Consider the following 22,216-nt stretch of genomic DNA (forward strand, 5'->3'; position numbering starts at 1 on the left):
CGACAGGCTCGGACCCATGCCCGCCCACCAGCCGTCGAGCACGGCCACACCAACCCCGTCCGCTGTGTCGCGGACCCCGTCGTCCGCCGGCGTTCCCACGGGGGCGACGGGCCGGATCCTCGCGCTCGACGTGCTGCGCGGGATCGCGATCCTCGGCACCCTCGCCAGCAACATCTGGCTGTTCAGCACGCCGGGCGGACCGGCGGCGTGGCTCGCGGACGGCTTCGCCACCGACGACCCGGTGCGGACCGTGCTGCAGGCGCTGTCCAACGGGAAGTTCCTCGCGCTGCTCACCTTGCTCTTCGGGGTGGGGCTCGAGCTGCAGTACCGCTCCATAGTGCGGCGCGGTGTGCCGTGGCCCGGCCGGTACGTGCTCCGGGCCGCGATCCTGTTCGTCGAGGGGCTGCTGCACTACGTGCTGGTCTTCGAGTTCGACGTGCTCATGGGGTACGCGATCGCGTCGCTGGTCGCCGCCTACCTGGTCGGGCGCAGCGACCGCGTGGTGCGTGTCTGGGGCGGCGTGGTGGCCGGCGTCTACGTCGCGGCGGTCGTGGCGCTCACCGCGCTCCTGGTCGGCACCTCGGACGCGGACGGCGGGCAGCAGAACGGACAGGGCCAGCAGGGGCAGCAGGCCCAGCAGAGCGGGCAGGACGGGCAGGACGCGATGGCCGCCGCGGGCGACGGCGCCGCGAGCCTGTCGAGCGCGAGCTGGCTGGACCAGGTGGTGGTGCGGCTCACGCACATGGACGTGTTCCGGATCGAGCTGCTCCTCATCGTGCCGTCGGCCATCGTGCTGTTCCTCGTGGGTTCGCGGCTCGTCCGCGCGGGGATGTTCTCGACGACGGCGGAGGGGGCGCGGCTGCGTCGTCGGCTCGCGTGGGTCGGGCTGGGGGCCGGGGTCCCGCTGAACGCGCTGACGACGTGGGCCGGGCCGGGCTGGGTCCTCGTGGACCGCTACCTGGTCCCGCCGCTGGTGGCGCTCGGGATCCTCGCGCTGGGCACCACGCTCGTCGCCCGTCTGCGGCCGGGAGCCTCACCGGGCCCGCTGCGGCGCGGCGTCGAGGCGGTCGGGCGGACGGCGCTGTCCTGCTACGTGCTGCAGAACGTGCTCGCCTCGGTGATCTGCTTCGACTGGGGTCTCGGCCTTGCCGGAGGCGATCCGTGGCAGGTCGTCCTGATCTGGGCCGTGATCTCGCTGACGCTGATGGTGGCGGCGCCCCTGTGGCTGCGCAGATGGCCGCGCGGCCCGATCGAGCTGGTGATGCACCGCGTCTACGACGCGGGCCGCAGGTGACGTCGCAGGTCGGGATCTGGCCGGTCGTGACGTCGCCGGTCGGGATCTGGCCGGTCGGGATCTGGCCGGTCGTGATCTCGGTCGTGATCTCGCCGGTCGGGTCAGCGCGGGCCGGCCTGCTGACCGACGCGCCGCACCCGGAGCGCCTCCTCGGCGTCCCAGAGGGCCCGGTAGTAGCGGGTGCGCTCGGGGTCGGGCGCCACGCCGTAGGCGGCCAGGACCAGCGGCTCCAGCCCGGGGCCGTAGCGGCGGGTGACGCTCCGCGTGGTGACCGCGATGTCGGACCAGCGGTCGGCCACGCCCAGGTCGCCGACGTCCACGTGGGCCGCGAACCGGCCGGCGCGGTCGAGCAGCGTGTTCGGCACGGTCGCGTCGCCGTGGCACACGACGAGCCGGTCCACCGGCGGCGGGTCGCCCAGCGTCGTCGTGATCGACGCACGGGCCGCCGTGTCGGTCGGGAGGGCGGCGACGCGCAGCTGGGCCGTGCGGACGAACGGGCAGGTGTCGGTGGGGAGCGTGTCGTGGAACCGCCGCAGGCCCAGGCCGACCGCGATCGCCGAGCGTTTCGCGAGGGCGCGCCAGCGAGGTTCGACGGCGGACGTCGCGAGCGTGCCGTTCACCTCGACGGTCTCGGTCAGCAGCCAGGACCCGCGCGGGTCGCGTCCCACGGCGAGCACGCGGGGCACCGCCGTGAACGATCCGGCCCAGGTCAGCCGGTCCGCCTCGGCGAACGGGTCGGGGCAGGTAGAGGAACGAGGGACCCATTTGAGGTAGGCGCTCCGCCCCGCGGTGTCCGACGCCGGGCCGGGTGCCCGCCGGTCCTCGAGCCGGGCGGTGAAACCGCCGTACTCGTTGCGCCACACGGGAACGACCGTCACGGCCGGCCGCAGACGTCCGGCCAGGTCGTGCATGACGGGCGGTACCTCGACGGGTGTCGGACTGATGCCGACCACTGTGCTCGACACGACACCATCCTCCCATAGAGCGGGTGAAAAATGGCGCCCGGTTTGTGATGCCGCGGGGTACTGGGTGACACGGGGTGCTGGGTGACATGGCGTGCTGGGTGACATGGCGTACGGGGTGACTCGGGGTGCTGGGTGACACGACGGGGCCGGTTGCCCGGCGCGCTGATCGGCGTCGGGCACCCGGCCCCGGGTGGTCCGTGGGTGTCAGACGGCGGTCAGTGCCCCGCGCGTGCCCAGGGCGGCCGGTACCTGCGCGCCCGCGCTGGTGCCGCCCGCGCTGACGTCGGCGGCACCGGAGTCGGTCGCACCGGCGTCGGCAGCGGCGTCGGCCGCCGCGGCGCCGGTCACGGTGACGTCGACGCACTGGTAGAACGCGTTCACGGTGTCCGCGATGTTCCAGCGGGCCAGGATGGTGTGGTCGCCGGCCGGCAGGCCGCTCAGCGTGTGCTCGACGGTCGCGCCGGGCTGGGCGCCGCCGTCGTCCACGGTCTTGAAGAGCTGGCCGTCCACGAAGTACTCCCAGGTGGACGTCGAGTGCCGGGCCGTGATCTGCCAGCGGAACGTGGTGTCGCCGCCGATGGTGGTGCGCGGCCAGGGCAGCGAGTCGTCGTCGACCACGGTGAAGCCGCTGCCGCCCGAGCACTGGGTGGAGCCCTTCGGCGCCTCGACGCTCTGCGGCTCGTACTGGAGACCGCCGCAGTCGAAGCTCACGGTGCCTGAGGCGCAGTGGTCCGCGCGGCTCGGCGGGCTGGTGATCCAGCCGTGGGCCTGTGCCTGCGGCAGCAGTGCGCCCGGGGCGGCGGTGAGGAAGGCCGCCGCGAGTGCCAGGGCGGCGAGCGCGGAGAGCAGGAGTCGGGTGTGCGGGCTGGCGGTTCGTGCACGGTTCACGGTGATGCCTTCCGTCGAACGAGCGGATTCTTGGCCCGGGCGACGCCTTGGGGTAGACGGGCCGCGTCCGGGTCGAGCGGGTGAAATTTCCTGGATAGGCATCGAACTTAGGAAATGGAAGCTTTGCTGACAATGAGGGTGAATTCGTACGCGGTTCCCCGTATTTTCGCCGCGGCTGGGTAAAAACGGTGCCTCAACGGGCCCTCACGCACGAGATCACGACCGCCCACCTGACTCGCCGCGCCGCGCTCGCCGAGTCAGCGGGTTGGTCCGACCAGCCAACTGACTCGGCGGAGTGCGCGGGGCGAGTCAGTCAGTCGGTCGGCGGTCATGAACCGGCGAACGGCCGGCCTCCCGTCGTGGGGAGACCGGCCGTTCCAGCCGTCGTTTCCAGCCGTGGTTTCGAGCAGTCGTTTCCGGCCGTCGATTCTGGCGGCCGTTCCTGGCGGCTGTTCCTGGCGGCTGTTCCTGGCGGGTGGTCAGATCTGGGCGGCCAGCAGGCGCCCGTCGACCGCCGTCTGACCGGCGCTCGGGCTGCCACCCCCGATGTTGACGTCCATGCAGGCGTAGAACGCCATCGCGGTGTCGTACACGTTCCAGCGGGCGAGGATCGTGTGGTTGCCGCTCGGCAGGCCCGTGAGGGTGTGCGTGACCGTCGCGGGCGGTGTGGCCCCGTTGTCGTTCACCGTCTTGAAGAGCTGGCCGTCCACGAAGTACTCCCAGCTCGCCGTCCGGTGGAAGGCCGTCAGCGTCCACCGGAAGGTGTGCGTGCTGCTGATGCCGGTGCGGGGCCAGGCCAGGGAGCTGTTGTCCAGCGTGGTGAAGCGGCTGCCGCCCGAACAGAGCTTCGACCCCTTCGGTGCCTCCACGCTCTGCGGCTCCCATTCGACGCCGTTGCAGGACCAGCTCACGGTCCGCTTGGCGCAGTGGTCCTGCCGGCTCGGCGGCGAGACGACCCAGCCGTGGGCCTCGGCCCGGGGGGTCAGGGCGTTCGGTGTGGCGACCAGCGCCGTCAGGGCCAGGGCCAGGACGGCGAGGACGCCGAGCAGGACTCTGACGACGGGTGTCTGCGGTGCGGTGACTCTCATGGGGCTCACCTCGTGTTCTGTCGGTGGGAACTGCGAAGTTGGGAGTTGCCTGGGGTGCTCCTGAGTGCTGGGGTGCGACAGGCATGACGCTAAGAAGGGGGAGGGCCCGCCGACAAGTAGGGCAAACACGTACGCGTGCGGGCCCGAAAAGCCCGGATCGGCGCCGGTTACGGCGTGTCGAGCACCGTGTCGAGCATCGGGTCGAGCGCCGTGTCGGGCGCCGTGTCGACGCCCGTGGCGAACTCCGTGGCGAACTCCGTGTCGAGCACCGCGTCGCAGACCCGGAGCAGCCGCTGCCGGAGCGCGCCGGACCGGCGCGCGAAGTCGCGCTGCCGCCGCACGTACTCGGCCTTGCCGTCGGGCGTCTCGATCCGGACGGCCGCGACGCCGTACTCCGAGACGTCGTACGGGGACGCCGCCATGTCGGTCCAGCGGATGTCACGGGCCAGCTCGAACGCGTCGAGCAGCAGGTCGCCGGGCACCGCCGGGCCGAGCTTGAGGCACCACTTGTAGAGGTCCATGTTGGCGTGCAGGCAGCCCGGCTGCTCCATGCCGACCTGGGCGGCGCGCGTCGGCCGGAGCTGGTTGCGCGACGTCGCCTCCGGCGTGAAGAACCGGAACGCGTCGAAGTGCGAGCAGCGCACGGGGTTGGCCTCGACCACGGCGTCAGTGCCCTCGTGCCCGAGCCGGAGCGGCAGCGGGTGCCGCTGGTCGCGGCCCGCCTCACGGTTGCGGTAGACCATGGCCCACTCGTGCAGCCCGAAGCAGCCGAACGTGCCCGGCCGCGACGCCGTCGCCGTCAGCAGCTCGCGGACGTACCGCACGGTGTCGCCGCGGTCGGCGAGGAATGCCTCGCGGTCGAGCGTGACGACATCCCGCGGCCCGCTGTTCGGGGCGACGCCGTCCGCCCGGTCCGTCCGGTGCCACCGCCACGCGGTGCGGTCCTCCGGGTCGGGCGCGTCGGTTCCGGTTGCCGGACGCCCGGCGCCTCCCGGGTTCCCGGACGCCGTCGGGTCGGCCGCGCCACCCCCGTCAGGCGACGTGAGACCCTCGCCGTCGGACGTGAGAGTCCCGCCGTCGGGCAGCGCAAGGGCGACGCCCGCTCCCGGGTGCCACCGCCGCAGGTGCGCGATGCGCGTGGGGTAGTACGTGAACAGGAAGTCCTCGATCGCGTGCTTGCGCCCGGCCGCGCGGGCGGCGCGCCAGACCGCGGTGAGCGCGTCTGCGCGCTCGGCGTGGGCGGCGGCGAGAGGCAGCCACACCTCGGGAGGCAGTGCCCCGTCCACCCCGGCCAGGGGTACGACGGCGCCGCGCGCACCGGGCGCGGTCGGCTCGTCGAGGGCTGTCGTCACCGCTCCAGGGTACGGCTGCGGTGACGCCCACCCGGGCGGGCCGCGGAACGACCGGCGGCCCGGACGTCGCGGCACCGGCCCAGCACCGCCTCGGCCCCGGCCGGCCCGGCCCCGCCCCGGCTCGGCCCCGGCCCCGGCCCGGCACGGCCCAGCACCGGTCGTGCACCGCCCGGCGCATAGGGTGCGATCATGTCCGACCTCCCTCTGCGCCGCCTCGGGCGCTCCGGCCTGTCCGTTCCCGTCGTCGGCCTGGGGTGCAACAACCTCGGCCGCCCCGGCACCGTCACCGAGACCGCGGAGGGGGCCACGGCCCTGGTCGACGCCGCGGTCGACGCGGGCGTGACCTTCTTCGACACCGCGGACGCCTACGGCGGCCGGCCCGGCCTGTCCGAGGAGCTCCTCGGCGCCGCGCTCAAGGGGCGCCGCGACGACGTGCTGATCGCCACGAAGTTCGGGCTCGACGTGCACGGCGCGAACGGCCAGGACTTCGGGGCACGAGGGTCGCGCCGGTACATCGTGCGGGCGGCCGAGGCGTCGCTGCGCCGGCTCGGCACGGACTGGATCGACCTCTACCAGCTGCACGCGCCCGACCCGGCGACCCCGGTCGACGAGACGCTCGCCGCGCTGGACGACCTGGTGCGCTCGGGCAAGGTCCGTTACGTGGGCCACTCGAACTTCCGCGGCTGGCAGGTGGCCGACGCCGAGCACGTGGCCCGCGCTCTGGGCGGCGGGAGCACCCGCTTCGTCTCCGCGCAGAACAAGTACTCCCTGCTGGCCCGCGGACTGGAGCGGGAGGTGCTGCCCGCCGCGAAGGAGTACGGCATCGGCGTCCTGCCCTACCACCCGCTCGAGAACGGCCTGCTCACGGGCAAGTACGCGGGCGGCGCCCGGCCCGACGGCTCACGCCTGGTCACGACCAAGCCCCAGCTCCTGGAGACCGCGCCGTGGGCGGCCCTGGACCGGTTCGCGGCGTTCTGCCGGGAGCGGGACGTGACGGAGACCGTCGTCGCCTTCTCGTGGCTGCTGTCCCGGCCCGAGGTGTCGTCGGTGATCGCGGGCGCCACCCGGCCCGAGCAGGTGCGCGGCAACGCCCAGGCCTGGACGTGGACCCCGACGGCCGACGACCTCGCCGAGCTGGACCAGATCTTCCCCGCCTGACGTGCCTGAGACGTGCCTGGGACGTGGCTCGCCCGGCGGCCCCGGCTGGGTAGCGTGGTGCCATGAGTCATCCGTTCCGCCAGGTCAACGTCTTCTCCGCTACCCCGACGGGCGGCAACCCCGTCGCCGTCGTGCACGGGGCCGACGGCCTCACCGACGAGCAGCTGGCCGCCTTCGCCCGCTGGACCAACCTCTCGGAGACCACGTTCCTGCTCGACCCGACCGAGGCCGGGCACGCCGCCGGCGCCGACTACCGCGTGCGGATCTGGACGCCGGGCGGCGAGCTGCCGTTCGCCGGGCACCCGACGCTCGGCACAGCGCACGCCTGGCTGGAGGCGGGCGGCGTGCCCCGCGGGCAGGACGTGGTCCAGGAGTGCGGCGTGGGCCTGGTCAGGGTGCGGCGTGAGGACACGGGCGCGGGGCAGCGCCTCGCCTTCGCCGGTCCGCCCCTGAGCCGGTCGGGCGCCGTCGACGCCGCCGACGTTGAGCAGATCGCGCGCTCGCTGCGCCTGGAGGTGTCCGACGTCGTCCGCTCGGCCTGGGTCGACAACGGTCCGGGCTGGGTCGCGGTCCAGCTCCGCGACGCCGACGTTGTGCTCGGCCTGGAGCCGGATCTCGTGGCGATGGGTGACCTGAAGCTGGGCGTGGTCGGCGAGTACCCGACCGGCCACGGGGCCGGGAACGGGACCAGCAGCGGCGCCGACGAGCCCGCAGTCGAGGTGCGCGCGTTCGTCCCGTCCATCGGCGTGGGGGAGGACCCGGTGACGGGCAGCCTCAACGCCGGCCTGGGGCAGTGGCTCGCCGGCGACGTGCTGCCGTCGTCGTACGTCGCGTCGCAGGGGACGGCGCTGGGGCGCGCCGGTCGCGTCCACGTCCAGAAGCTGCCCGACGGCGAGGTGTGGGTGGGCGGCGACACGTTCACGACGATCGTCGGCGAGGTGACGCTCTAGCCGACGGGCCGCCCGGACTTGCTGCCCGGACCGGCCGCCCGGACCGGCCGCCCGGACCGGCCGCCCGGTCCGGGCGCTACGGGAACGCCTTCCGGGCGACCCAGCCGAACAGGCGCTCCAGCGGGCCCCGGCCCAGCAGGGCCCGCCACAGCGTCGCCACGACGAGGGTGACGAGCACCATCCAGCCCAGCGGCGTGTTGGTCGCGGGGTCGAGGAGGTCCCAGTAGGTGCGGGTCCACCACCAGATGGTGACGATCTGCAGGGAGTAGACGGTCAGGGCCAGCGCGCCGACGGCGGCCAGCGGCGTCACGAGCGCCAGCACGACGGCGCGCGCGGCCCGCAGGACGCCGCCGGGCTGCGCGCCGTCCCGCGCCACAACACCGGCTGCCCCGCCGTCCGCCGCCGACCAGCCGTCCCGCGCCACCCCGCCGAGCAGCAGGCACAGCCCGAGCACACCGAGCGCGAAGCCGCCGGAGCCGAGCGCCTCGAACATCGTGTCGTCGTGCGGCCCCTCCAGGTACAGCCCGGACACCGGTGGCCAGGGGTCCGACCAGGCGGGCGGCGGCACCACGCTGTCCGACGACGTCACGGCGAGCTGCCCCTCGACGGCGGCCAGCCCCCCGGCGTCGGCCACCAGGACCGCGGAGGCGACCGCCGTCAGCGCGGCGACGCCGAACCCGCCCGCCACGAGGCCCAGGTGCACCGTGGGCGACCGCAGGTCGCAGCGGCCCAGCGCGAGCCCGGCGAGCACGTACGCCATCCAGACCAGCGCGGGGTAGTGCCCCGTGAGGAGGAAGTCGGTGGCCGCGCCGGAACCGTCGTGCGGCGCTCGCAGCCCGGCGCGGGCCAGCGCCTCGGGGCCGTAGTAGACGAGGACCGGCCCGACCACGGCGACCAGCACCGCGATCGCCGCCAGCCGGCCTGGCGGCACGCGCAGGAACGGCAGCGCCAGCACGAAGTAGGCGGCGTAGAAGCCCAGGATGAGCAGCACACGCGTGCCGAACAGGTCGAGCACCGCGACCAGGGCCAGGAGCAGCACCACGCGCACGAGGATCCGGGCGCGCGCCGTGCGCATCCGCTCGCCGGTGAACGGCGTCGAGCCGCCCGTGACCAGGGCCAGGGACAGGCCGGCGACCGTCGCGAACAGGATCGACGACCGCCCGTGCGCGAGGCTCAGCCAGCCCTCGAACGTGCCGAGGTCGTCCGAGGTGACGCCCACGTGCGCCGTGAACATGCCGAGCACCGCGACACCCCGCGCGATGTCGGCGCCGAGCACGCGGCCCGGGCCACCGAGCAGGTTGTCGCGGAGGGTGTTCCGCACGCGGGCGGACGGCTGGGCGAGCGTGGACATGCGCGCATCCTTGCGCGTCGCGCAGAGCGGCGCGCGCGGGCCACGCCGGGTGATCGGCTGGACAACCGTCCCGAAGGATGAGAACGCGGATGTGCAGCGTGGCACGGCGCACATACAGTGCGGCCATGACCGGCAGCGCCAACGAGCACGACTCGGCCCGCATCGACCCGTCCGTCCCCACGCCCAGCCACGAGCTCGGCAACCGGTTCGGCGGCAGGTTCAGCGATCCCGCGAACGAGGGCGGCGGCGGCCCCGCCCGGGACCGGACGACGCCCGCGGGCACCGACCCCATCGACGCGGTCGACGCCCCCAGCAGCCTCACGAGCCTGACCCGCGGCGCGGAGAGCCCCGACGGACCCGAAAGCCCCGACAACCCGGGCGCGGGCACGGACCTGAGCAAGGAGTCCGAGTCCTACACGCACGGGCACCACAAGTCCGTGCTGCGTTCGCACCGGCGCCGGACGGCGGCCAACTCCGCCGCGTTCCTGCTGCCGCACCTGCTCTCCGACATGACGCTGCTCGACGTCGGCTGCGGCCCGGGCACCGTCACCGTCGACTTCGCCGAGCGGCTCACGCAGGGCAGCGTCGTGGGCGTCGACGCCTCCGACGACGTGCTGGAGTCCGCCCGTGGCCTCGCCGACGCGCACGGCACCAAGAACATCACCTTCGAGCACGCCAACGCCTACGAGCTGCCCTTCGAGGACGACTCGTTCGACGTCGTCTTCGCCCACCAGCTCCTGCAGCACCTCTCCGACCCGGTCGCGGCCCTGCGCGAGATGCGCCGCGTGGCCAAGCCGGGCGGGTTCGTCGCGGTGCGCGACGCCGACTACGAGGCCATGACCTGGTACCCGGAGTCCGCGGAGCTCACCGAGTGGAACATGCTGTACCACGAGGTCACGCACACCTACGGCTTCGAGCCCGACGCCGGGCGCCGCCTCGCCTCCTGGGTGCGCGACGCCGGCTTCGACCCCGCCACGATCGAGCCCGGAGCGAGCGTCTGGTGCTACGCCACCCCCGACGACCGCACCTGGTGGGGCGGGCTGTGGGCCGAGCGCTGCACCGAGTCCAACTTCGCCGTGCAGGCCAAGGACTCGGCGCTCGCGGACGACGTGGCCCTCGAACAGCTCGCCCAGGGCTGGCGCGAGTGGGCCGCGGCCCCGGACGGCTGGTTCGCGGTGCTCAACGGCGAGGTCCTGGCGCGCGCCTGAGCCGGACGAGGCGGACCCCCGGGCAGCTCCTAGGAGACTCGGGGGCCGCGGCGCGGCTTACGCTGAGCCCGTGCGTATCGCGAGATTTACCACCGGAGACGACCCCCGCTTCGCCCTCGTGCAGCAGGAGGGCGACAAGACCTTCCTCGCCGTGCTGGGCGGCGACCCCCTCTACATGCCGGCCATGCCGACCGGCGAGCGCATCGAGCTGGGCGACGGCGTCCGGCTGCTCGCCCCGGTGATCCCGCGCTCCAAGATCGTGTGCGTGGGCAAGAACTACGCCGACCACGCCAAGGAGATGGGCGGCGACGTCCCGACCACGCCGCTGCTGTTCTTCAAGCCAAACACGGCGGTGGTCGGCCCGGACGACCCGATCGTGCTGCCGGACTTCACGCAGGAGGTCTCCTACGAGGCCGAGCTGGCCGTGGTGATCTCCAAGGTCTGCAAGGACGTCACGCCGGAGAACGCGCCGTCGTACATCCTCGGGTACACCGTCGCGAACGACGTGACCGCGCGCGACGCCCAGCGCACCGACGGGCAGTGGGCCCGCGCCAAGGGCTTCGACACCTCGTGCCCGCTCGGCCCGTGGATCGACACCGACCTGAACCCGGAGGACGTCGCCGTGCGCTCGCGCGTCAACGGCGAGCCGCGCCAGGACGGCCGCACCCGCGACATGGTGTTCGACGTGCCGTTCCTCGTCTCGTACATCTCCGAGGCCATGACCCTGCTGCCCGGCGACGTGATCCTCACCGGCACCCCCGCCGGCGTGGGCCGGATCGACCAGGGCGACCGCGTCGAGGTCGAGGTCGAGGGCGTGGGCGTCCTGGCCAACCCGGTGCTGCGGCGCCGCTGAGGTGAGCAGCGAGACTCAGCCGGGAACGCTGCCGGGAACTCAGCCAGGAACTCAGCCAGGAACTCAGCACGGCACCGCGCTGCACGGCGACGCACTGGCGACCCTGCGCTCCTGGACCGGGCCGACGCCGGAGCAGGAGCGCCTCCGGGTGCGGTACGTGGCACACCTCGAGGCGCACGACGACGGGGTGTTCCGGGAGTCCGTGCCGGACCACCTGACGGCGTCGACCCTGGTGCTCTCGCACGACGGCGCGCGGGTGCTCCTCACCCTGCACGCCAAGGCGCGGCGCTGGTTCCAGCTCGGCGGGCACCTGGAGGCCGGGGACGCCTCGCTGGCCGACGCCGCCGCCCGGGAGGCGCGCGAGGAGTCCGGGATCGCGGGCCTCGTGCTCGACGCCGTCCCGGTGCACCTCGACGAGCACGTCGTGCCGTTCTGCCGGCCGGGCACCGGCGACCCGGACCGGCCGGTGCACCACCTGGACGTGCGGTTCGTCGCCGTCGCGGCCCCCGGCGCCGAGACGGCGGTCTCTGACGAGTCCCTGGACCTGCGCTGGTGGCCGGCCGACGAGCTGCCCGAGCCCGAGCTGACCGAGCTGGTGATGCTGGCCCGCGCCCGGACCCGTGGAGCATGATCGAGGCATGATCATCAGGCGCTCCACGGCCCGGGTCCGGCCCGGGCTGCTCGACGAGTTCCGCGCGTTCATCGAGGCGGGCACTATCGGGTTCGCGGCGCTGGACGGCTTCGTGAGCGACGAGATCGTCGTCCGCCGGGGGAGCGCGGCTCCGGACGGCCCAACACCGGACACGCTGACCTACGTGAGCCGCTGGCGCGACGCCGCTGCGCTCGCCGCATACGCCGGGCCGGGGTGGCGCACCGAACCCGTTGTGCTCCCCGACGAGGACCGGTTCCTCCTCTCGCCGCTGCGCGTGCGGCACGTCGAGCTCCGGCATGCCGTACCGGCGGACGCCCCGGCGATCGCCGCCGTCTGGCACGCCGCCTGGGGCGACGGTCACCGCGGCCTCGTGCCGCCGGCGCTGGAGGCGGTCCGCACCCGGGAGTCGTTCGGCCCCCGCGCCGCGGCCCGGGTCCCGGGGACGACGGTGGCGGTGGCCCTCGACACACCGGCGGACGGTGGCGGGGCGGACAGCGGAGTGGCGTCGGACGCCGGCGCGACGGACGCCGGCGCGGTGATGGTTGGCGGCGCGGCGGACGCCGGGCCCGGCCAGGACGCCGTCGCAGGATTCGTGACCGTCAAGGGCGAGGAGGTGGAGCAGCTCTTCGTCGCGGCGGCCCACCGGGGCTCCGGGATCGCGGCAGACCTGCTGTCCGCGGGCGAGGCCCGGATCGCGGCCGCAGGGCACACCGAGGCCTGGCTCGCCGTCGTGACGGGCAACACGCGGGCGCGCCGGTTCTACGAGCGTGCGGGCTGGTCGGACGCCGGCCCGCTGGACTACCGGGCGGAGACCTCCGAGGGGCCCGTACCCGTGGCGACGCGGCGGTACGTCAAGCGGCTACCCCGCTGACCGGGGCACCGGGAGCGCCGGGCCCGCCGGGAGCACCGGGCGCGACCGCCCGCCTCGCGGCGGGGACACGCACGGCCGACATTCGTGGTCACGGCGGTGCCCGGCACGCATCATGGTCCCCGTGGAGACCGCACGACGATTCCTGGCACTGACCCCTGTGGCGTTCGGCATCACCGCGGTGGTGCTCGTGTACCTCCAGACGAGCGGCGACGTCACGTGGGACGGCGTCCTGTTCGGGCTCGTGGGCGCGCTCGTGGTGACGGCGGGCGCGCTCGGTTCGATCGTCGCCGCGGCCGCCCTGCTCCGGCGGCTGGAGGTCCGCAACGACTGGGCGTCGCTGGGTGTGGGCCTCGTCCTGGCCACGGTCGTCCTGGCGGTCGCGTACTTCGCCGTCGCCGTGTCGCTCCCGGAGGGCGACGAGGGGTGGCCCCTGCTCTTCGTGCTGACGCCCGCCTTCGCGTCGATCCCGGTGTGGCCGGGCTACGCGGTCGCGCTCCTGATCCGCGGCTGGCGGGGCCGGGCGGCCCGGCAGGCGCCGCCGTCGGGCCCCGCAGCGCCTAGGCTTGGCCCGTGACTTCCGTGACCGACACCCCGACCCAGCCAGCGCCCGACGGCGCGGCCGTGCGCGTCCGCTTCGCGCCGTCCCCGACCGGCATGTTCCACGTGGGCGGCGCCCGCTCCGCGCTCTTCAACTGGGCCGTGGCGAAGCAGCAGGGCGGCACCTTCGTGCTGCGCATCGAGGACACCGACGCCTCGCGGAACCAGCCCGAGTGGGTGGACGGCATCCTGTCGGCCATGGAGGCGCTGGGCATCCGCAAGGAGGACCCGGCCTTCGAGGGCCCGTACTTCCAGTCCGAGAACGCGGGCATCCAGAAGGACGCCGCCCAGCGCCTGTTCGCCGAGGGCAAGGCGTACTACTGCGACTGCACGCGTGACGCCGTGACGGCGCGCACCGGCAACCAGCAGACCGGCTACGACGGCTTCTGCCGCGACCGTGGGCTGGAGTACGCCGAGGGCCGCGCGCTGCGCTTCCGCACGCCCGACGAGGGGGAGACGCGGGTCGTCGACCTGATCCGCGGCAACCCGACGTTCCCGAACGCCAACCTCGAGGACTTCGTCATCGCACGCGGCAACGGATCGCCGGTGTTCCTCCTGGCCAACGTGGTGGACGACATCGACGAGCACATCACCCTCGTCATGCGCGCCGAGGAGCACCTGCCCAACACGCCCAAGCAGCAGCTGCTCTGGGAGGCCCTGGGGCAGACGCCGCCGCAGTGGGCGCACATGCCGGTGATCGTCAACGAGAAGCGGCAGAAGCTCTCCAAGCGCCGCGACAAGGTGGCCCTGGAGGACTACCTCGCGGAGGGCATCCTGCCCGACGCGATGGTCAACTACCTGATGCTGCTGGGCTGGGCGCCGGGCAACGACGAGGAGATCCTCCCGTTCGACGAGCTGGTGCGCCGGTTCCGCGTCGAGGACGTCAACTCGTCGTCCGCGTTCTTCGACGTCAAGAAGCTGACGGCGTTCAACGGCGAGTACATCCGGGCCCTGAGCGTCGAGGACTTCACCGCGGCGTGCGCGCCGTGGCTGGTGGCCCCGGCCGCGCCGTGGACGCCGGAGCAGTTCGACCAGGACGTGTTCGACGCCGTCGCGCCGCTCGCGCAGTCCCGGGTGGCCCTGCTGTCCGAGATCACGGTGAACGTCGACTTCCTGTTCCTGGACGCCCCGATCGTCGACGAGGACTCCTGGAACAAGGCCATGAAGGCCGGTGCCGGCGAGCTCCTCGCCGACGTGCGGGTGGCCCTGGCCGACGTGGCCTGGGCGGCCGAGCCGATCAAGGACGTGGTCACGGTCGCGGGCGAGAAGCACGGCATGAAGCTGGGCAAGGCGCAGGCCCCGGTCCGCGTCGCCGTGACCGGACGCCGCATCGGGCTGCCGCTGTTCGAGTCGCTCGAGCTGCTGGGCCGGGAGCGCACGCTCGCGCGGGTCGACGCCGCCCTGGCTCGCCTCGCGGAGACGGCGTCGGCGAACGTGGCGTCCTAGTACCTGGACGCCGTGGCAGCTGGAGGTCTTGGCATCCGGACGCCTCGGCGTCCGGAGCCTCGACCTGGGCGTTCTGGACTAACGTGGCAGACGTGACCGACGCCATGACTCCTGACGCCGTGCCGCCCACGACCGATCAGCCCGCACCGTCCCCGAGCCCGACCGCACCACAGCCGACGCCGCAGCCGACGCCGCAGTCCTCGTTGCCGGGGGCTGCGGCGTCGGCTGTTGCGGCGCCGTCGTCGGCCTGGGACCCGGCCCCGCCGCCGCAGGTGCTGCCGCCCGGGCCGCGGGTGTACCCGCAGGCCCTCCGGGGCCCGCGGCACCGCTGGTGGCGGCCACTGGTCGGGCTGGCCGCGCTCGCCGTGGGCGTGGTCGTGATCTTCGGGGCGATGCTGCTGTACGCCCTCGTGTGGATCGTCGCGCAGGCGCTGGGCACCCAGCTCCCGGACCCGGCCAATGTCACCGACGCCTGGTTCGTGTCGCCGGCCGGCCTGCTCGTGACGAACCTCGGCCTCGCGCTCGGCATCCCGCTCGCGCTCCTCGCGACCTGGGCGCAGGCCCGGCGCGGCGGCCTGGTCTCCTCCGTGCTCGGGCGGGTGCGCTGGCGCCTGCTGCTCGGCGGGCTCGGGATGTCGCTGCTGCTCCTGGCGCCGCTCACGATCGGCACGAGCGTCCTGCTGGCCCAGCTCGGCGGCGCGCCCGACGCCGGGGCTGGGGGCGGACCGGGCGCCGACGACGCCGGCCTGTGGCCGCTCACCCCGGCGTCCGGCTGGCTCATGCTCGTGCTCGTGATCCTGCTGACGACGCCGCTGCAGGCGGCCGGCGAGGAGTACTTCTTCCGCGGCTGGCTGACGCAGTGGATGGGCAGCATGCTGCGCCGGCGGTGGGTCGCCGTGCTGGTGCCCGCCGTGGTCTCGGCCCTGCTGTTCGCGCTGGCGCACGGCACGCAGAGCCCGTGGCTGTTCGCCGACCGGCTGGTGTTCGGCCTGGTCGCGAGCCTGCTCGTGTGGCGTACCGGCGGGCTGGAGGTCGCCGTCGCGCTGCACGCGGCGAACAACCTCGTGGCATTTGGCCTCGCGGTCGCCTACGACGGGCTCCAGGACTCGCTGCTGATCACCGAGGTGGCGCCGTCCGAGGGGGCGGTGAGCATCGGTGTCACGCTGGTCACGACCGCGGTGCTGCTCTGGTGGGCACGGCGCCGCAGGCCGACGCTGGTGGTGACGGATCCCGTGCCGGTGGTGAGCCCGGTGACGGGGCTGGCAGAGTACGAGCGGGCAGAGCACGAACGAGCAGAGCACGAACGAGCAGAGCACGAACGAGCAGAGCACGAACGAGCACAGGGAGAGACGGCATGACGATCGAGGGCATCCTGTTCGACGTCGACGACACCCTCGTCGACACCAAGGGCGCCTTCGCGCGGGCGCTGGAAGCCGTGCGGGCGGAACACCTGCCGCACGTCCCGGCCGAGCGCGACCCGGAGATCCTGTCGCACTGGCGCACCGACCCAGGCGGCTTCTACAGCCGGTACACGCGGGGCGAGATGGACCACGTGACGCAGCGTCGGCACCGGGCGGCGCTGCTGCACGAGACGTTCGGCGCCGCGCCGGTCACGGAGACGTCCTTCGAGGCGTGGGACGCGCTGTTCTGGGGCACGTTCGAGCGGTCGTGGACCGCGCACGACGACGCCCGGGCCGCCGTCGACGCAGCCCTCGCGGCGGGGCTCCGCGTCGGCGTGGTGACGAACGCGGCCACGGAGCTCCAGGAACGGAAGCTGAAGGTCGCCGGGCTGGGTGACCTGCCCGTGCTCGTCGGGGTCGACACCCTGGGCTTCGGCAAGCCGGACCCCCGCGTGTTCGCGGAGGGCGCCCGCAAGCTGGGCGTCGAGCCGTCCCGGACCGCCTACGTGGGCGACGAGCCCACCGTGGACGCCCTGGCGGCCCACGAGGCGGGCCTGACGGGCGTCTGGCTGGACCGGGCGGGCCACCGCCGGGGTCCGGGCTACGGCGGCCACGCCGGGCCGGGTGCAGGGCTGTCCGACGCCGCGATCGCCGGCGCCGTGCCGTCCGCGCCCGGCCAGCCCAATGCCGCGCAGCGTGCGGTCCTGCAGGGCGACCCGCAGGACCCGGAGGCGCTGCGTGCGGCGGGTGTCGTGGTGATCGAGACGCTGGCGGAGCTCCCGGCGGCACTGGGCTACGGGAGCGGCCTCGCCTGACGCCCCGGGGGCGTTCGGAGCCTGCTGAGGACGCCGTCATCCGACCCGATCTGACCCGGGTGACGGACGGCACCCTCATTCCGTTTTGCCCACCGCCCGAGGTCAGGTAATGTTCTCCAGCGGTAGGGCCCCCACGGAATGCCTGTCGGAGACAGGTGTATCCAGGCGGTCATACCCCCATGGGGTATGGTGTAATTGGCAGCACGAGTGGTTCTGATCCACTTAGTCTAGGTTCGAGTCCTGGTACCCCAGCGCAGAGCACTGCGCATCCACACTGACGCAAGTCGGTTGTTGGGTGCGCTATCGTTCTCACGGTGCCGGTTCATACCGGTAGTTCAAGGCCCCCATCGTCTAGCGGCCTAGGACGCCGCCCTCTCACGGCGGTAACGCGGGTTCAAATCCCGCTGGGGGTACGCAGTCCACCGGCCTCGGTCGGCGGACTAGTTCAAGGCCCCCATCGTCTAGCGGCCTAGGACGCCGCCCTCTCACGGCGGTAACGCGGGTTCAAATCCCGCTGGGGGTACACATCAAGGCCCGGTCCACACGGACCGGGCTTTTTGCTGTCGGGGGCAAGGGCGTCGAACGTAGGGTTCGTCGGTCTCTGAGCCCTTATGGGCCGAGGATGCCTACGTTCGCCGCCTCGACTCCCCGCCGCCTCGACTCCCCGACGCCTGGCCGCTCGGCCGGCTGCGTCAGCGGATCTTCGGGTCCTTGCCGCCCTCGATGAACGGGTGGGGCAGGGCGTCGGACCCGTCGGTCGCGGACGTCGGCCCGCCGGGCACGTGGTCGCCGCCCTTGCCGTCGCTGGTCCGGCCCGGCACTCGCCCGGTGCCCGACGCCGCCGCCACCGGGGGCGTGCCGTTCGTCGACGGCCGGGCGGCACGCGTGAGCTCGTCGCTGCCCGGGTGGGTGCCGCCGGCGCCGTCGTCCGGGGCGATGCCGCCGGACCGGACGCCGCCCGGCAGGACGCCGGCCGAGCCTGCACCGTGCGAGCCGGCACCGGCCGGGCCGGCACCGGATGAGTCAGTACCGTAGGAGCCGCCGTCCGCCGTGGCGCCGTCCGATGCGGCACCCGGGGCGCCCAGGCCCGCCAGGTCCCGCAGTGCCGGAACCTCGATGCGCTGCGTGGGCGGGTTGCTGCGCCGGCCGATCCGCGGCATGAGCGCGGGCGGCGCGGCGGGCGGAGGCGTCTCGACCGGTGGTACCGCCTGCGGGCGGAAGTCGGGGTCGGCCTGGGCGGCCGCCTCGGCGGAGTCCGGGTGGAAGAGCGTCGCGATGATGAGCCGGTACCGGGAGTCGGGGCGCGGGATCCAGGTGACACGGTCGAACGCCTGGTCCTGGCCCGCGGTCTCGAAGACGAAGGTGCCGAAGCCGAGCACCTGGCCCAGCGGGGTGCGCTCGTACCCGAGGTCGGTCACCTTCTCGGCCGGCATCATCGCCACCCGGTGCACCAGGAGCCCGGTGAGCAGCATCAGCCGGCGGTCGGTCATCACGAACCACTCGGCCCGCCAGTCCAGCCACTTGTAGAGCAGCCGCAGGCCGAGCACCAGGAACGGCAGCCAGACCCAGGCGAGCCCGTCGCGGACATCCGGGTCCACGGCGACGAGGATCGCCAGCCCCAGGACGAACGCCCCGGTCGTGGTGAGGATCGGCTCCCAGAGCCTGGCCCAGTGCCGCCGTGTGGCGACGATCACCTTCTCGTCCGCGAGGATGTACCGCTGCAGGGCGCGATGACGGATCACGAAGTCCGCTGCTGCGCTCATGCGGGTCTCCCCGGGTGCGTTCGGAATGGTCCCCTTGCCGTGGGCACGCCCGCCGGCGGACCCACCGGGCGGGAGCCTGGTGCGGATCGGCGGCGGGTCTGCCCGAGGAACCCCGAGCCCCGCCGCCGACCCTACGTCGTCACCGGCCGATCGACCCGGTGAAGAGCTCCTCGAAGAAGGTGCCGATGTTCGCGATGGCACCCCAGATGACGTCCCAGAGGGCGAGCACGACGTCGGCGGATCGCTCGGGGTCGTTGATGACCGAGTAGAGCAGGAAGATCACCACGACCCAGATGATGATGAGTCTCACCTTAGGCGGCATCAGATTCCTCCGACGTTGGTGCGCGCGCACCGGGTGTGCACACGTCGCGGACGAGACTACTGACACCACCCGGACCTGGGGAATCACCACGCCCGGCGTGGCGGGCCAACGCTCACGGACCGCTCACATCGACCGCACACGTCGTGCGCACCGGCCGGGGTCGCGCGGCCCGCCGGGGCGGTGGGGCGGTGGGGCGGGCGCCGTCCGGCGGACGGCGCCCGCTCGTCACTCGCCGGAGCGGTGCAGCACCTCGGTGAGCTTGTTGGCCGCGGCGACGACGGCGGCCGAGTGCAGCCGGCCGGGCTGCCGCGAGAGCCGCTCCACGGGCCCGGACACGCTGACGGCCGCCACGACCCGGCCCGACGGGCCGCGCACGGGCGCCGAGACCGATGCCACACCGAGCTCACGTTCTGAGACCGACTGCGCCCACCCCCGGCGTCGGACACCGGAGAGGATCGTGGCCGTGAAGGTGGCGTCACGCAGGCCGCGGTGGAGCCGGTCCGGCTCCTCCCAGGCGAGCAGGACGTGCGCCGCGGAGCCCGCGCTCATGCTGAGCGTGGCGCCCACGGGGATGGAGTCGCGCAGGCCGACCGGGCGCTCGGCGGCGGCGACGCACACGCGGTGGTCGCCCTGCCGGCGGTAGAGCTGCGCGCTCTCGCCCGTGTGGTCCCGCAGCGCTATGAGCACCGGGTTCGCCGCGGCCAGGAGGCGGTCCTCACCGGCGGCCGTGGCCAGCTCGTTGAGTCGCGGACCCAGCACAAATCGTCCCTGCATGTCCCGTGCCACCAGGCGGTGATGCTCCAGAGCCACCGCCAGGCGGTGCGCCGTCGGGCGAGCCAGGCCGGTGGAGGAGACGAGCTGCGCCAGGGTGGCCGGGCCGGCCTCGAGTGCCCCGAGGACGGACGCCGCCTTGTCCAAGACGCCGACTCCGCTAGTATCGTCCATACCGCGATATTGCCGTCTCGGAACGTGAGATTGCAAGTCGAGGCCCAAAGTTGTTTCAGACAGAGGTAGTTTTGACAGGGAGGCGAACCGCAATGGCCGGCACGCTGGCGGAGAAGGTCTGGGAAGCGCACCTCGTGCGTCGGGGCGAGGACGGCTCGCCTGATCTTCTCTACATCGACCTGCACCTGGTCCACGAGGTCACGAGCCCGCAGGCGTTCGAGGGTCTGCGCCTTGCCGGACGGCAGGTGCGGCGACCCGACCTCACGATCGCGACCGAGGACCACAACACCCCCACGCTCGACATCGACCGGCCGATCGCCGACGCGACGAGCCGCACGCAGATCGAGACGCTGCGCGCCAACGCCAAGGAGTTCGGCGTCCGGCTGCACAGCCTCGGTGACGCTGACCAGGGCATCGTCCACCAGGTGGGACCGCAGCTGGGGCTGACCATGCCCGGCCTCACCGTCGTGTGCGGCGACTCGCACACCTCGACGCACGGCGCGTTCGGCGCGCTGGCGTTCGGCATCGGCACGTCCGAGGTGGAGCACGTGCTCGCCACGCAGACGCTGCCGCTCGCGCCGTTCAAGACCATGGCGATCACGGTCAACGGCGCGCTGCCCGCCGGCGCGACGTCCAAGGACATCATCCTGGCGATCATCGCCAAGATCGGCACCGGCGGCGGCCAGGGCTACGTGCTCGAGTACCGCGGCGAGGCCATCCGGGCGCTGTCGATGGAAGCCCGCATGACCATCTGCAACATGTCGATCGAGGCCGGCGCGCGCGCCGGCATGATCGCGCCGGACGAGACCACGTTCGAGTACCTCGAGGGCCGCCCGCACGCGCCCGAGGGCGAGGACTGGGACGCCGCCGTCGAGTACTGGAAGACCCTCCGGTCCGACGACGACGCGCAGTTCGACGCCGAGGTGGTGCTGGAGGCGGCCGACCTGGAGCCGTTCGTCACCTGGGGCACCAACCCGGGCCAGGGCCTGCCGCTGTCGGCGTCCGTGCCCGTCCCGGCGGACATCGCCGACGAGGACGAGCGCCTCGCGGCCGAGCGGGCCCTGGAGTACATGGGCCTCCAGGCCGGCACGCCGCTGCGCGACGTGAGCGTCGACACGGTGTTCATCGGCTCGTGCACCAACGGCCGCATCGAGGACCTGCGGTCCGTCGCGAAGGTCGTCAAGGGCCGGAGCAAGGCCGAGTCCGTCCGCGTCCTGGTGGTCCCGTCGTCGGCCCGCGTGCGCCTGCAGGCGGAGGCCGAGGGTCTCGACGTGATCTTCAAGGAGTTCGGCGCCGAGTGGCGCAACGCCGGGTGCTCCATGTGTCTGGGCATGAACCCGGACCAGCTCGCGCCGGGGGAGCGGTCGGCCTCGACGTCGAACCGCAACTTCGAGGGGCGGCAGGGCAAGGGCGGGCGCACCCACCTGGTGTCGCCGCTGGTGGCCGCCGCGACGGCAATCCGGGGCACGCTCTCCAGCGTGGGCGACCTGGACCTGCCGTACGAGATCGACATCACCACGTTCGACGGCACGCCGCTCGACGGCGTGGGCGCCTCCCCGCTGGGTGAGTCCGTCGTCGTCGACCTGCCCGTTCCCGTAGCGATCCAGCCCGCGCTGCGCTGAGAGGACCACTGACCATGGAGAAGTTCACCACCCACACCGGCGTCGGCGTGCCGCTGCGGCGCAGCAACGTGGACACCGACCAGATCATCCCGGCCGTGTACCTCAAGCGGGTCACGCGCACCGGGTTCGAGGACGCGCTGTTCGCGGCGTGGCGGGGCGACCCGTCGTTCATCCTGAACCAGGAGGCGTACTCCGCGGGGTCCGTGCTCGTGGCCGGCCCGGACTTCGGTACCGGATCGTCGCGCGAGCACGCCGTCTGGGCGCTCAAGGACTACGGCTTCCGCGTCGTGCTGTCCTCCCGGTTCGCCGACATCTTCCGCGGTAACTCGGGCAAGCAGGGCCTCGTGGCGGGCATCGTCTCGCCCGAGGACATCGAGATCCTGTGGAAGATCCTGGAGACCAAGCCGGGCACCGAGGTGACCGTCGACCTGGCGGCGAAGACCGCCACGGCCGACGACGTCACGGTGCCGTTCCAGATCGACGACTACACGCGGTGGCGGCTCATGGAGGGGCTCGACGACATCGGGCTGACCCTCCAGGAGGCCGACAAGATCACGGCGTTCGAGCAGACCCGGGCGTCGTGGCGCCCGAAGACGCTCCCGGCCCGGCACCTGCCGTCGGTCGAGATCGAGGCGGCCCGCCCGGTCTGACGTCCGGCACGCCCGACGTCTCTCGC

General features: G+C 73.3%; 22 protein-coding genes and 3 tRNA genes. 16 read left to right on the forward strand and 9 right to left on the reverse strand.

What is annotated here, in order from left to right; all coding sequences use genetic code 11:
- The first annotated feature begins 16 nt into the window (after window positions 1–16).
- Window positions 17–1,294 (forward strand): DUF418 domain-containing protein, encoded by a 1,278-nt coding sequence (locus ACFV9Q_RS24035; RefSeq protein WP_377236493.1) that lies wholly within the window; start codon window positions 17–19, stop codon window positions 1,292–1,294.
- Window positions 1,295–1,395: 101 nt separating this feature from the next.
- Here ACFV9Q_RS24035 and ACFV9Q_RS24040 read toward each other — a convergent pair whose 3' ends face one another.
- From ACFV9Q_RS24040 to ACFV9Q_RS24060, 5 genes are all read right to left on the reverse strand, one after another.
- Complete coding sequence (locus tag ACFV9Q_RS24040; protein ID WP_377236494.1) at window positions 1,396–2,259, reverse strand: phosphotransferase; 864 nt, start codon at window positions 2,257–2,259, stop codon at window positions 1,396–1,398.
- 204 nt (window positions 2,260–2,463) lie between these two features.
- Window positions 2,464–3,147 carry a lytic polysaccharide monooxygenase auxiliary activity family 9 protein gene (locus ACFV9Q_RS24045; RefSeq protein ID WP_377236495.1) on the reverse strand — a complete coding sequence of 228 codons (684 nt, stop codon included), beginning with the start codon at window positions 3,145–3,147 and terminating at the stop codon, window positions 2,464–2,466.
- Window positions 3,148–3,626: 479 nt separating this feature from the next.
- Window positions 3,627–4,235: a lytic polysaccharide monooxygenase auxiliary activity family 9 protein gene (locus tag ACFV9Q_RS24050; protein WP_377230574.1), complete on the reverse strand. Its 609-nt coding sequence runs from the start codon at window positions 4,233–4,235 to the stop codon at window positions 3,627–3,629.
- Window positions 4,236–4,402: 167 nt separating this feature from the next.
- Window positions 4,403–5,530, reverse strand: coding sequence for a 3-methyladenine DNA glycosylase (locus ACFV9Q_RS24055; RefSeq protein WP_377236556.1), 1,128 nt, complete (start codon window positions 5,528–5,530; stop codon window positions 4,403–4,405).
- Window positions 5,531–5,583: 53 nt separating this feature from the next.
- Window positions 5,584–5,778 carry a hypothetical protein gene (locus ACFV9Q_RS24060; protein ID WP_377236496.1) on the reverse strand — a complete coding sequence of 65 codons (195 nt, stop codon included), beginning with the start codon at window positions 5,776–5,778 and terminating at the stop codon, window positions 5,584–5,586.
- On the opposite strand from ACFV9Q_RS24060, the gene ACFV9Q_RS24065 reads away from it, so the two are divergent.
- Together ACFV9Q_RS24065 and ACFV9Q_RS24070 are read left to right on the forward strand one after the other, a co-directional pair.
- Window positions 5,777–6,745, forward strand: a complete 969-nt coding sequence (locus ACFV9Q_RS24065) for an aldo/keto reductase (protein ID WP_377236497.1) — start codon at window positions 5,777–5,779, stop codon at window positions 6,743–6,745. The genes ACFV9Q_RS24060 and ACFV9Q_RS24065 overlap by 2 nt on opposite strands.
- Window positions 6,746–6,807: 62 nt before the next feature.
- Window positions 6,808–7,695: a PhzF family phenazine biosynthesis protein gene (locus tag ACFV9Q_RS24070; protein ID WP_377236498.1), complete on the forward strand. Its 888-nt coding sequence runs from the start codon at window positions 6,808–6,810 to the stop codon at window positions 7,693–7,695.
- 76 nt (window positions 7,696–7,771) lie between these two features.
- On the opposite strand, the gene ACFV9Q_RS24075 is transcribed toward ACFV9Q_RS24070, so the two are convergent.
- Window positions 7,772–9,046, reverse strand: coding sequence for a heparan-alpha-glucosaminide N-acetyltransferase domain-containing protein (locus ACFV9Q_RS24075; protein WP_377236499.1), 1,275 nt, complete (start codon window positions 9,044–9,046; stop codon window positions 7,772–7,774).
- Window positions 9,047–9,438: 392 nt separating this feature from the next.
- On the opposite strand from ACFV9Q_RS24075, the gene ACFV9Q_RS24080 reads away from it, so the two are divergent.
- From ACFV9Q_RS24080 to ACFV9Q_RS24130, 11 genes are all read left to right on the forward strand, one after another.
- Window positions 9,439–10,254: a class I SAM-dependent methyltransferase gene (locus ACFV9Q_RS24080; protein WP_377236557.1), complete on the forward strand. Its 816-nt coding sequence runs from the start codon at window positions 9,439–9,441 to the stop codon at window positions 10,252–10,254.
- Window positions 10,255–10,324: 70 nt separating this feature from the next.
- Complete coding sequence (locus ACFV9Q_RS24085) at window positions 10,325–11,107, forward strand: fumarylacetoacetate hydrolase family protein (RefSeq protein WP_036971387.1); 783 nt, start codon at window positions 10,325–10,327, stop codon at window positions 11,105–11,107.
- A gap of 1 nt (window position 11,108) precedes the next feature.
- On the forward strand, window positions 11,109–11,738 hold the full coding sequence (locus ACFV9Q_RS24090) for an NUDIX hydrolase (RefSeq protein WP_377236500.1): 630 nt from the start codon (window positions 11,109–11,111) through the stop codon (window positions 11,736–11,738).
- A 7-nt stretch (window positions 11,739–11,745) separates the two neighbouring features.
- Window positions 11,746–12,630: a GNAT family N-acetyltransferase gene (locus tag ACFV9Q_RS24095; RefSeq protein WP_377236501.1), complete on the forward strand. Its 885-nt coding sequence runs from the start codon at window positions 11,746–11,748 to the stop codon at window positions 12,628–12,630.
- 121 nt (window positions 12,631–12,751) lie between these two features.
- Complete coding sequence (locus ACFV9Q_RS24100; RefSeq protein WP_377236502.1) at window positions 12,752–13,204, forward strand: hypothetical protein; 453 nt, start codon at window positions 12,752–12,754, stop codon at window positions 13,202–13,204.
- Window positions 13,201–14,673 (forward strand): glutamate--tRNA ligase, encoded by a 1,473-nt coding sequence (gltX, locus tag ACFV9Q_RS24105; RefSeq protein ID WP_377236503.1) that lies wholly within the window; start codon window positions 13,201–13,203, stop codon window positions 14,671–14,673. Before ACFV9Q_RS24100 ends, gltX begins: the two co-directional genes overlap by 4 nt.
- 92 nt (window positions 14,674–14,765) lie before the next feature.
- The gene (locus tag ACFV9Q_RS24110; protein WP_377236504.1) at window positions 14,766–16,031 is read left to right on the forward strand and encodes a CPBP family intramembrane glutamic endopeptidase; all 1,266 of its coding nucleotides are present in this window, start codon (window positions 14,766–14,768) and stop codon (window positions 16,029–16,031) included.
- On the forward strand, window positions 16,028–16,888 hold the full coding sequence (locus tag ACFV9Q_RS24115; protein ID WP_377236505.1) for an HAD family hydrolase: 861 nt from the start codon (window positions 16,028–16,030) through the stop codon (window positions 16,886–16,888). The genes ACFV9Q_RS24110 and ACFV9Q_RS24115 overlap by 4 nt, the downstream gene beginning before the upstream one ends.
- A 180-nt stretch (window positions 16,889–17,068) precedes the next feature.
- A tRNA-Gln gene (locus ACFV9Q_RS24120) sits at window positions 17,069–17,140 on the forward strand.
- Window positions 17,141–17,228: 88 nt separating this feature from the next.
- Window positions 17,229–17,301: transfer RNA gene (locus tag ACFV9Q_RS24125), tRNA-Glu, on the forward strand.
- 37 nt (window positions 17,302–17,338) lie between these two features.
- Window positions 17,339–17,411 (forward strand) — tRNA-Glu (locus ACFV9Q_RS24130).
- 169 nt (window positions 17,412–17,580) lie between these two features.
- Here ACFV9Q_RS24130 and ACFV9Q_RS24135 read toward each other — a convergent pair.
- The 3 genes from ACFV9Q_RS24135 to ACFV9Q_RS24145 all read right to left on the reverse strand — a co-directional run bounded on the left by ACFV9Q_RS24135 (window position 17,581) and on the right by ACFV9Q_RS24145 (window position 19,918).
- Entirely contained in the window at window positions 17,581–18,651 is a 1,071-nt protein-coding gene (locus tag ACFV9Q_RS24135) for a PH domain-containing protein (RefSeq protein WP_377236506.1), read from the reverse strand.
- Between the two features lie 139 nt (window positions 18,652–18,790).
- Window positions 18,791–18,961 (reverse strand): hypothetical protein, encoded by a 171-nt coding sequence (locus ACFV9Q_RS24140; protein ID WP_020013705.1) that lies wholly within the window; start codon window positions 18,959–18,961, stop codon window positions 18,791–18,793.
- A gap of 237 nt (window positions 18,962–19,198) precedes the next feature.
- Window positions 19,199–19,918 (reverse strand): IclR family transcriptional regulator, encoded by a 720-nt coding sequence (locus tag ACFV9Q_RS24145; protein ID WP_026365378.1) that lies wholly within the window; start codon window positions 19,916–19,918, stop codon window positions 19,199–19,201.
- A 92-nt stretch (window positions 19,919–20,010) separates the two neighbouring features.
- On the opposite strand from ACFV9Q_RS24145, the gene leuC reads away from it, so the two are divergent.
- Window positions 20,011–21,540, forward strand: coding sequence for a 3-isopropylmalate dehydratase large subunit (gene leuC, locus ACFV9Q_RS24150; protein WP_377236507.1), 1,530 nt, complete (start codon window positions 20,011–20,013; stop codon window positions 21,538–21,540).
- 14 nt (window positions 21,541–21,554) lie between these two features.
- Window positions 21,555–22,190, forward strand: a complete 636-nt coding sequence (gene leuD / locus ACFV9Q_RS24155) for a 3-isopropylmalate dehydratase small subunit (protein ID WP_377236508.1) — start codon at window positions 21,555–21,557, stop codon at window positions 22,188–22,190.
- Window positions 22,191–22,216 lie beyond the last annotated feature (26 nt).

The sequence above is a fragment of the Promicromonospora sp. NPDC059942 genome, assembly GCF_042731755.1.
Lineage (GTDB): Bacteria > Actinomycetota > Actinomycetes > Actinomycetales > Cellulomonadaceae > Promicromonospora.

Coding starts and splice junctions, on each gene's coding strand:
- ACFV9Q_RS24035 (WP_377236493.1), top strand. CDS start 17: ATGCCCGCCCACCAGCCGTCGAGCACGGCCACACCAACCCCGTCCGCT.
- ACFV9Q_RS24050 (WP_377230574.1), bottom strand. CDS start 4,235: ATGAGAGTCACCGCACCGCAGACACCCGTCGTCAGAGTCCTGCTCGGC.
- ACFV9Q_RS24065 (WP_377236497.1), top strand. CDS start 5,777: ATGTCCGACCTCCCTCTGCGCCGCCTCGGGCGCTCCGGCCTGTCCGTT.
- ACFV9Q_RS24060 (WP_377236496.1), bottom strand. CDS start 5,778: ATGATCGCACCCTATGCGCCGGGCGGTGCACGACCGGTGCTGGGCCGT.
- ACFV9Q_RS24070 (WP_377236498.1), top strand. CDS start 6,808: ATGAGTCATCCGTTCCGCCAGGTCAACGTCTTCTCCGCTACCCCGACG.
- ACFV9Q_RS24075 (WP_377236499.1), bottom strand. CDS start 9,046: ATGTCCACGCTCGCCCAGCCGTCCGCCCGCGTGCGGAACACCCTCCGC.
- ACFV9Q_RS24095 (WP_377236501.1), top strand. CDS start 11,746: ATGATCATCAGGCGCTCCACGGCCCGGGTCCGGCCCGGGCTGCTCGAC.
- ACFV9Q_RS24115 (WP_377236505.1), top strand. CDS start 16,028: ATGACGATCGAGGGCATCCTGTTCGACGTCGACGACACCCTCGTCGAC.
- ACFV9Q_RS24135 (WP_377236506.1), bottom strand. CDS start 18,651: ATGAGCGCAGCAGCGGACTTCGTGATCCGTCATCGCGCCCTGCAGCGG.
- ACFV9Q_RS24145 (WP_026365378.1), bottom strand. CDS start 19,918: ATGGACGATACTAGCGGAGTCGGCGTCTTGGACAAGGCGGCGTCCGTC.
- leuC (WP_377236507.1), top strand. CDS start 20,011: ATGGCCGGCACGCTGGCGGAGAAGGTCTGGGAAGCGCACCTCGTGCGT.
- leuD (WP_377236508.1), top strand. CDS start 21,555: ATGGAGAAGTTCACCACCCACACCGGCGTCGGCGTGCCGCTGCGGCGC.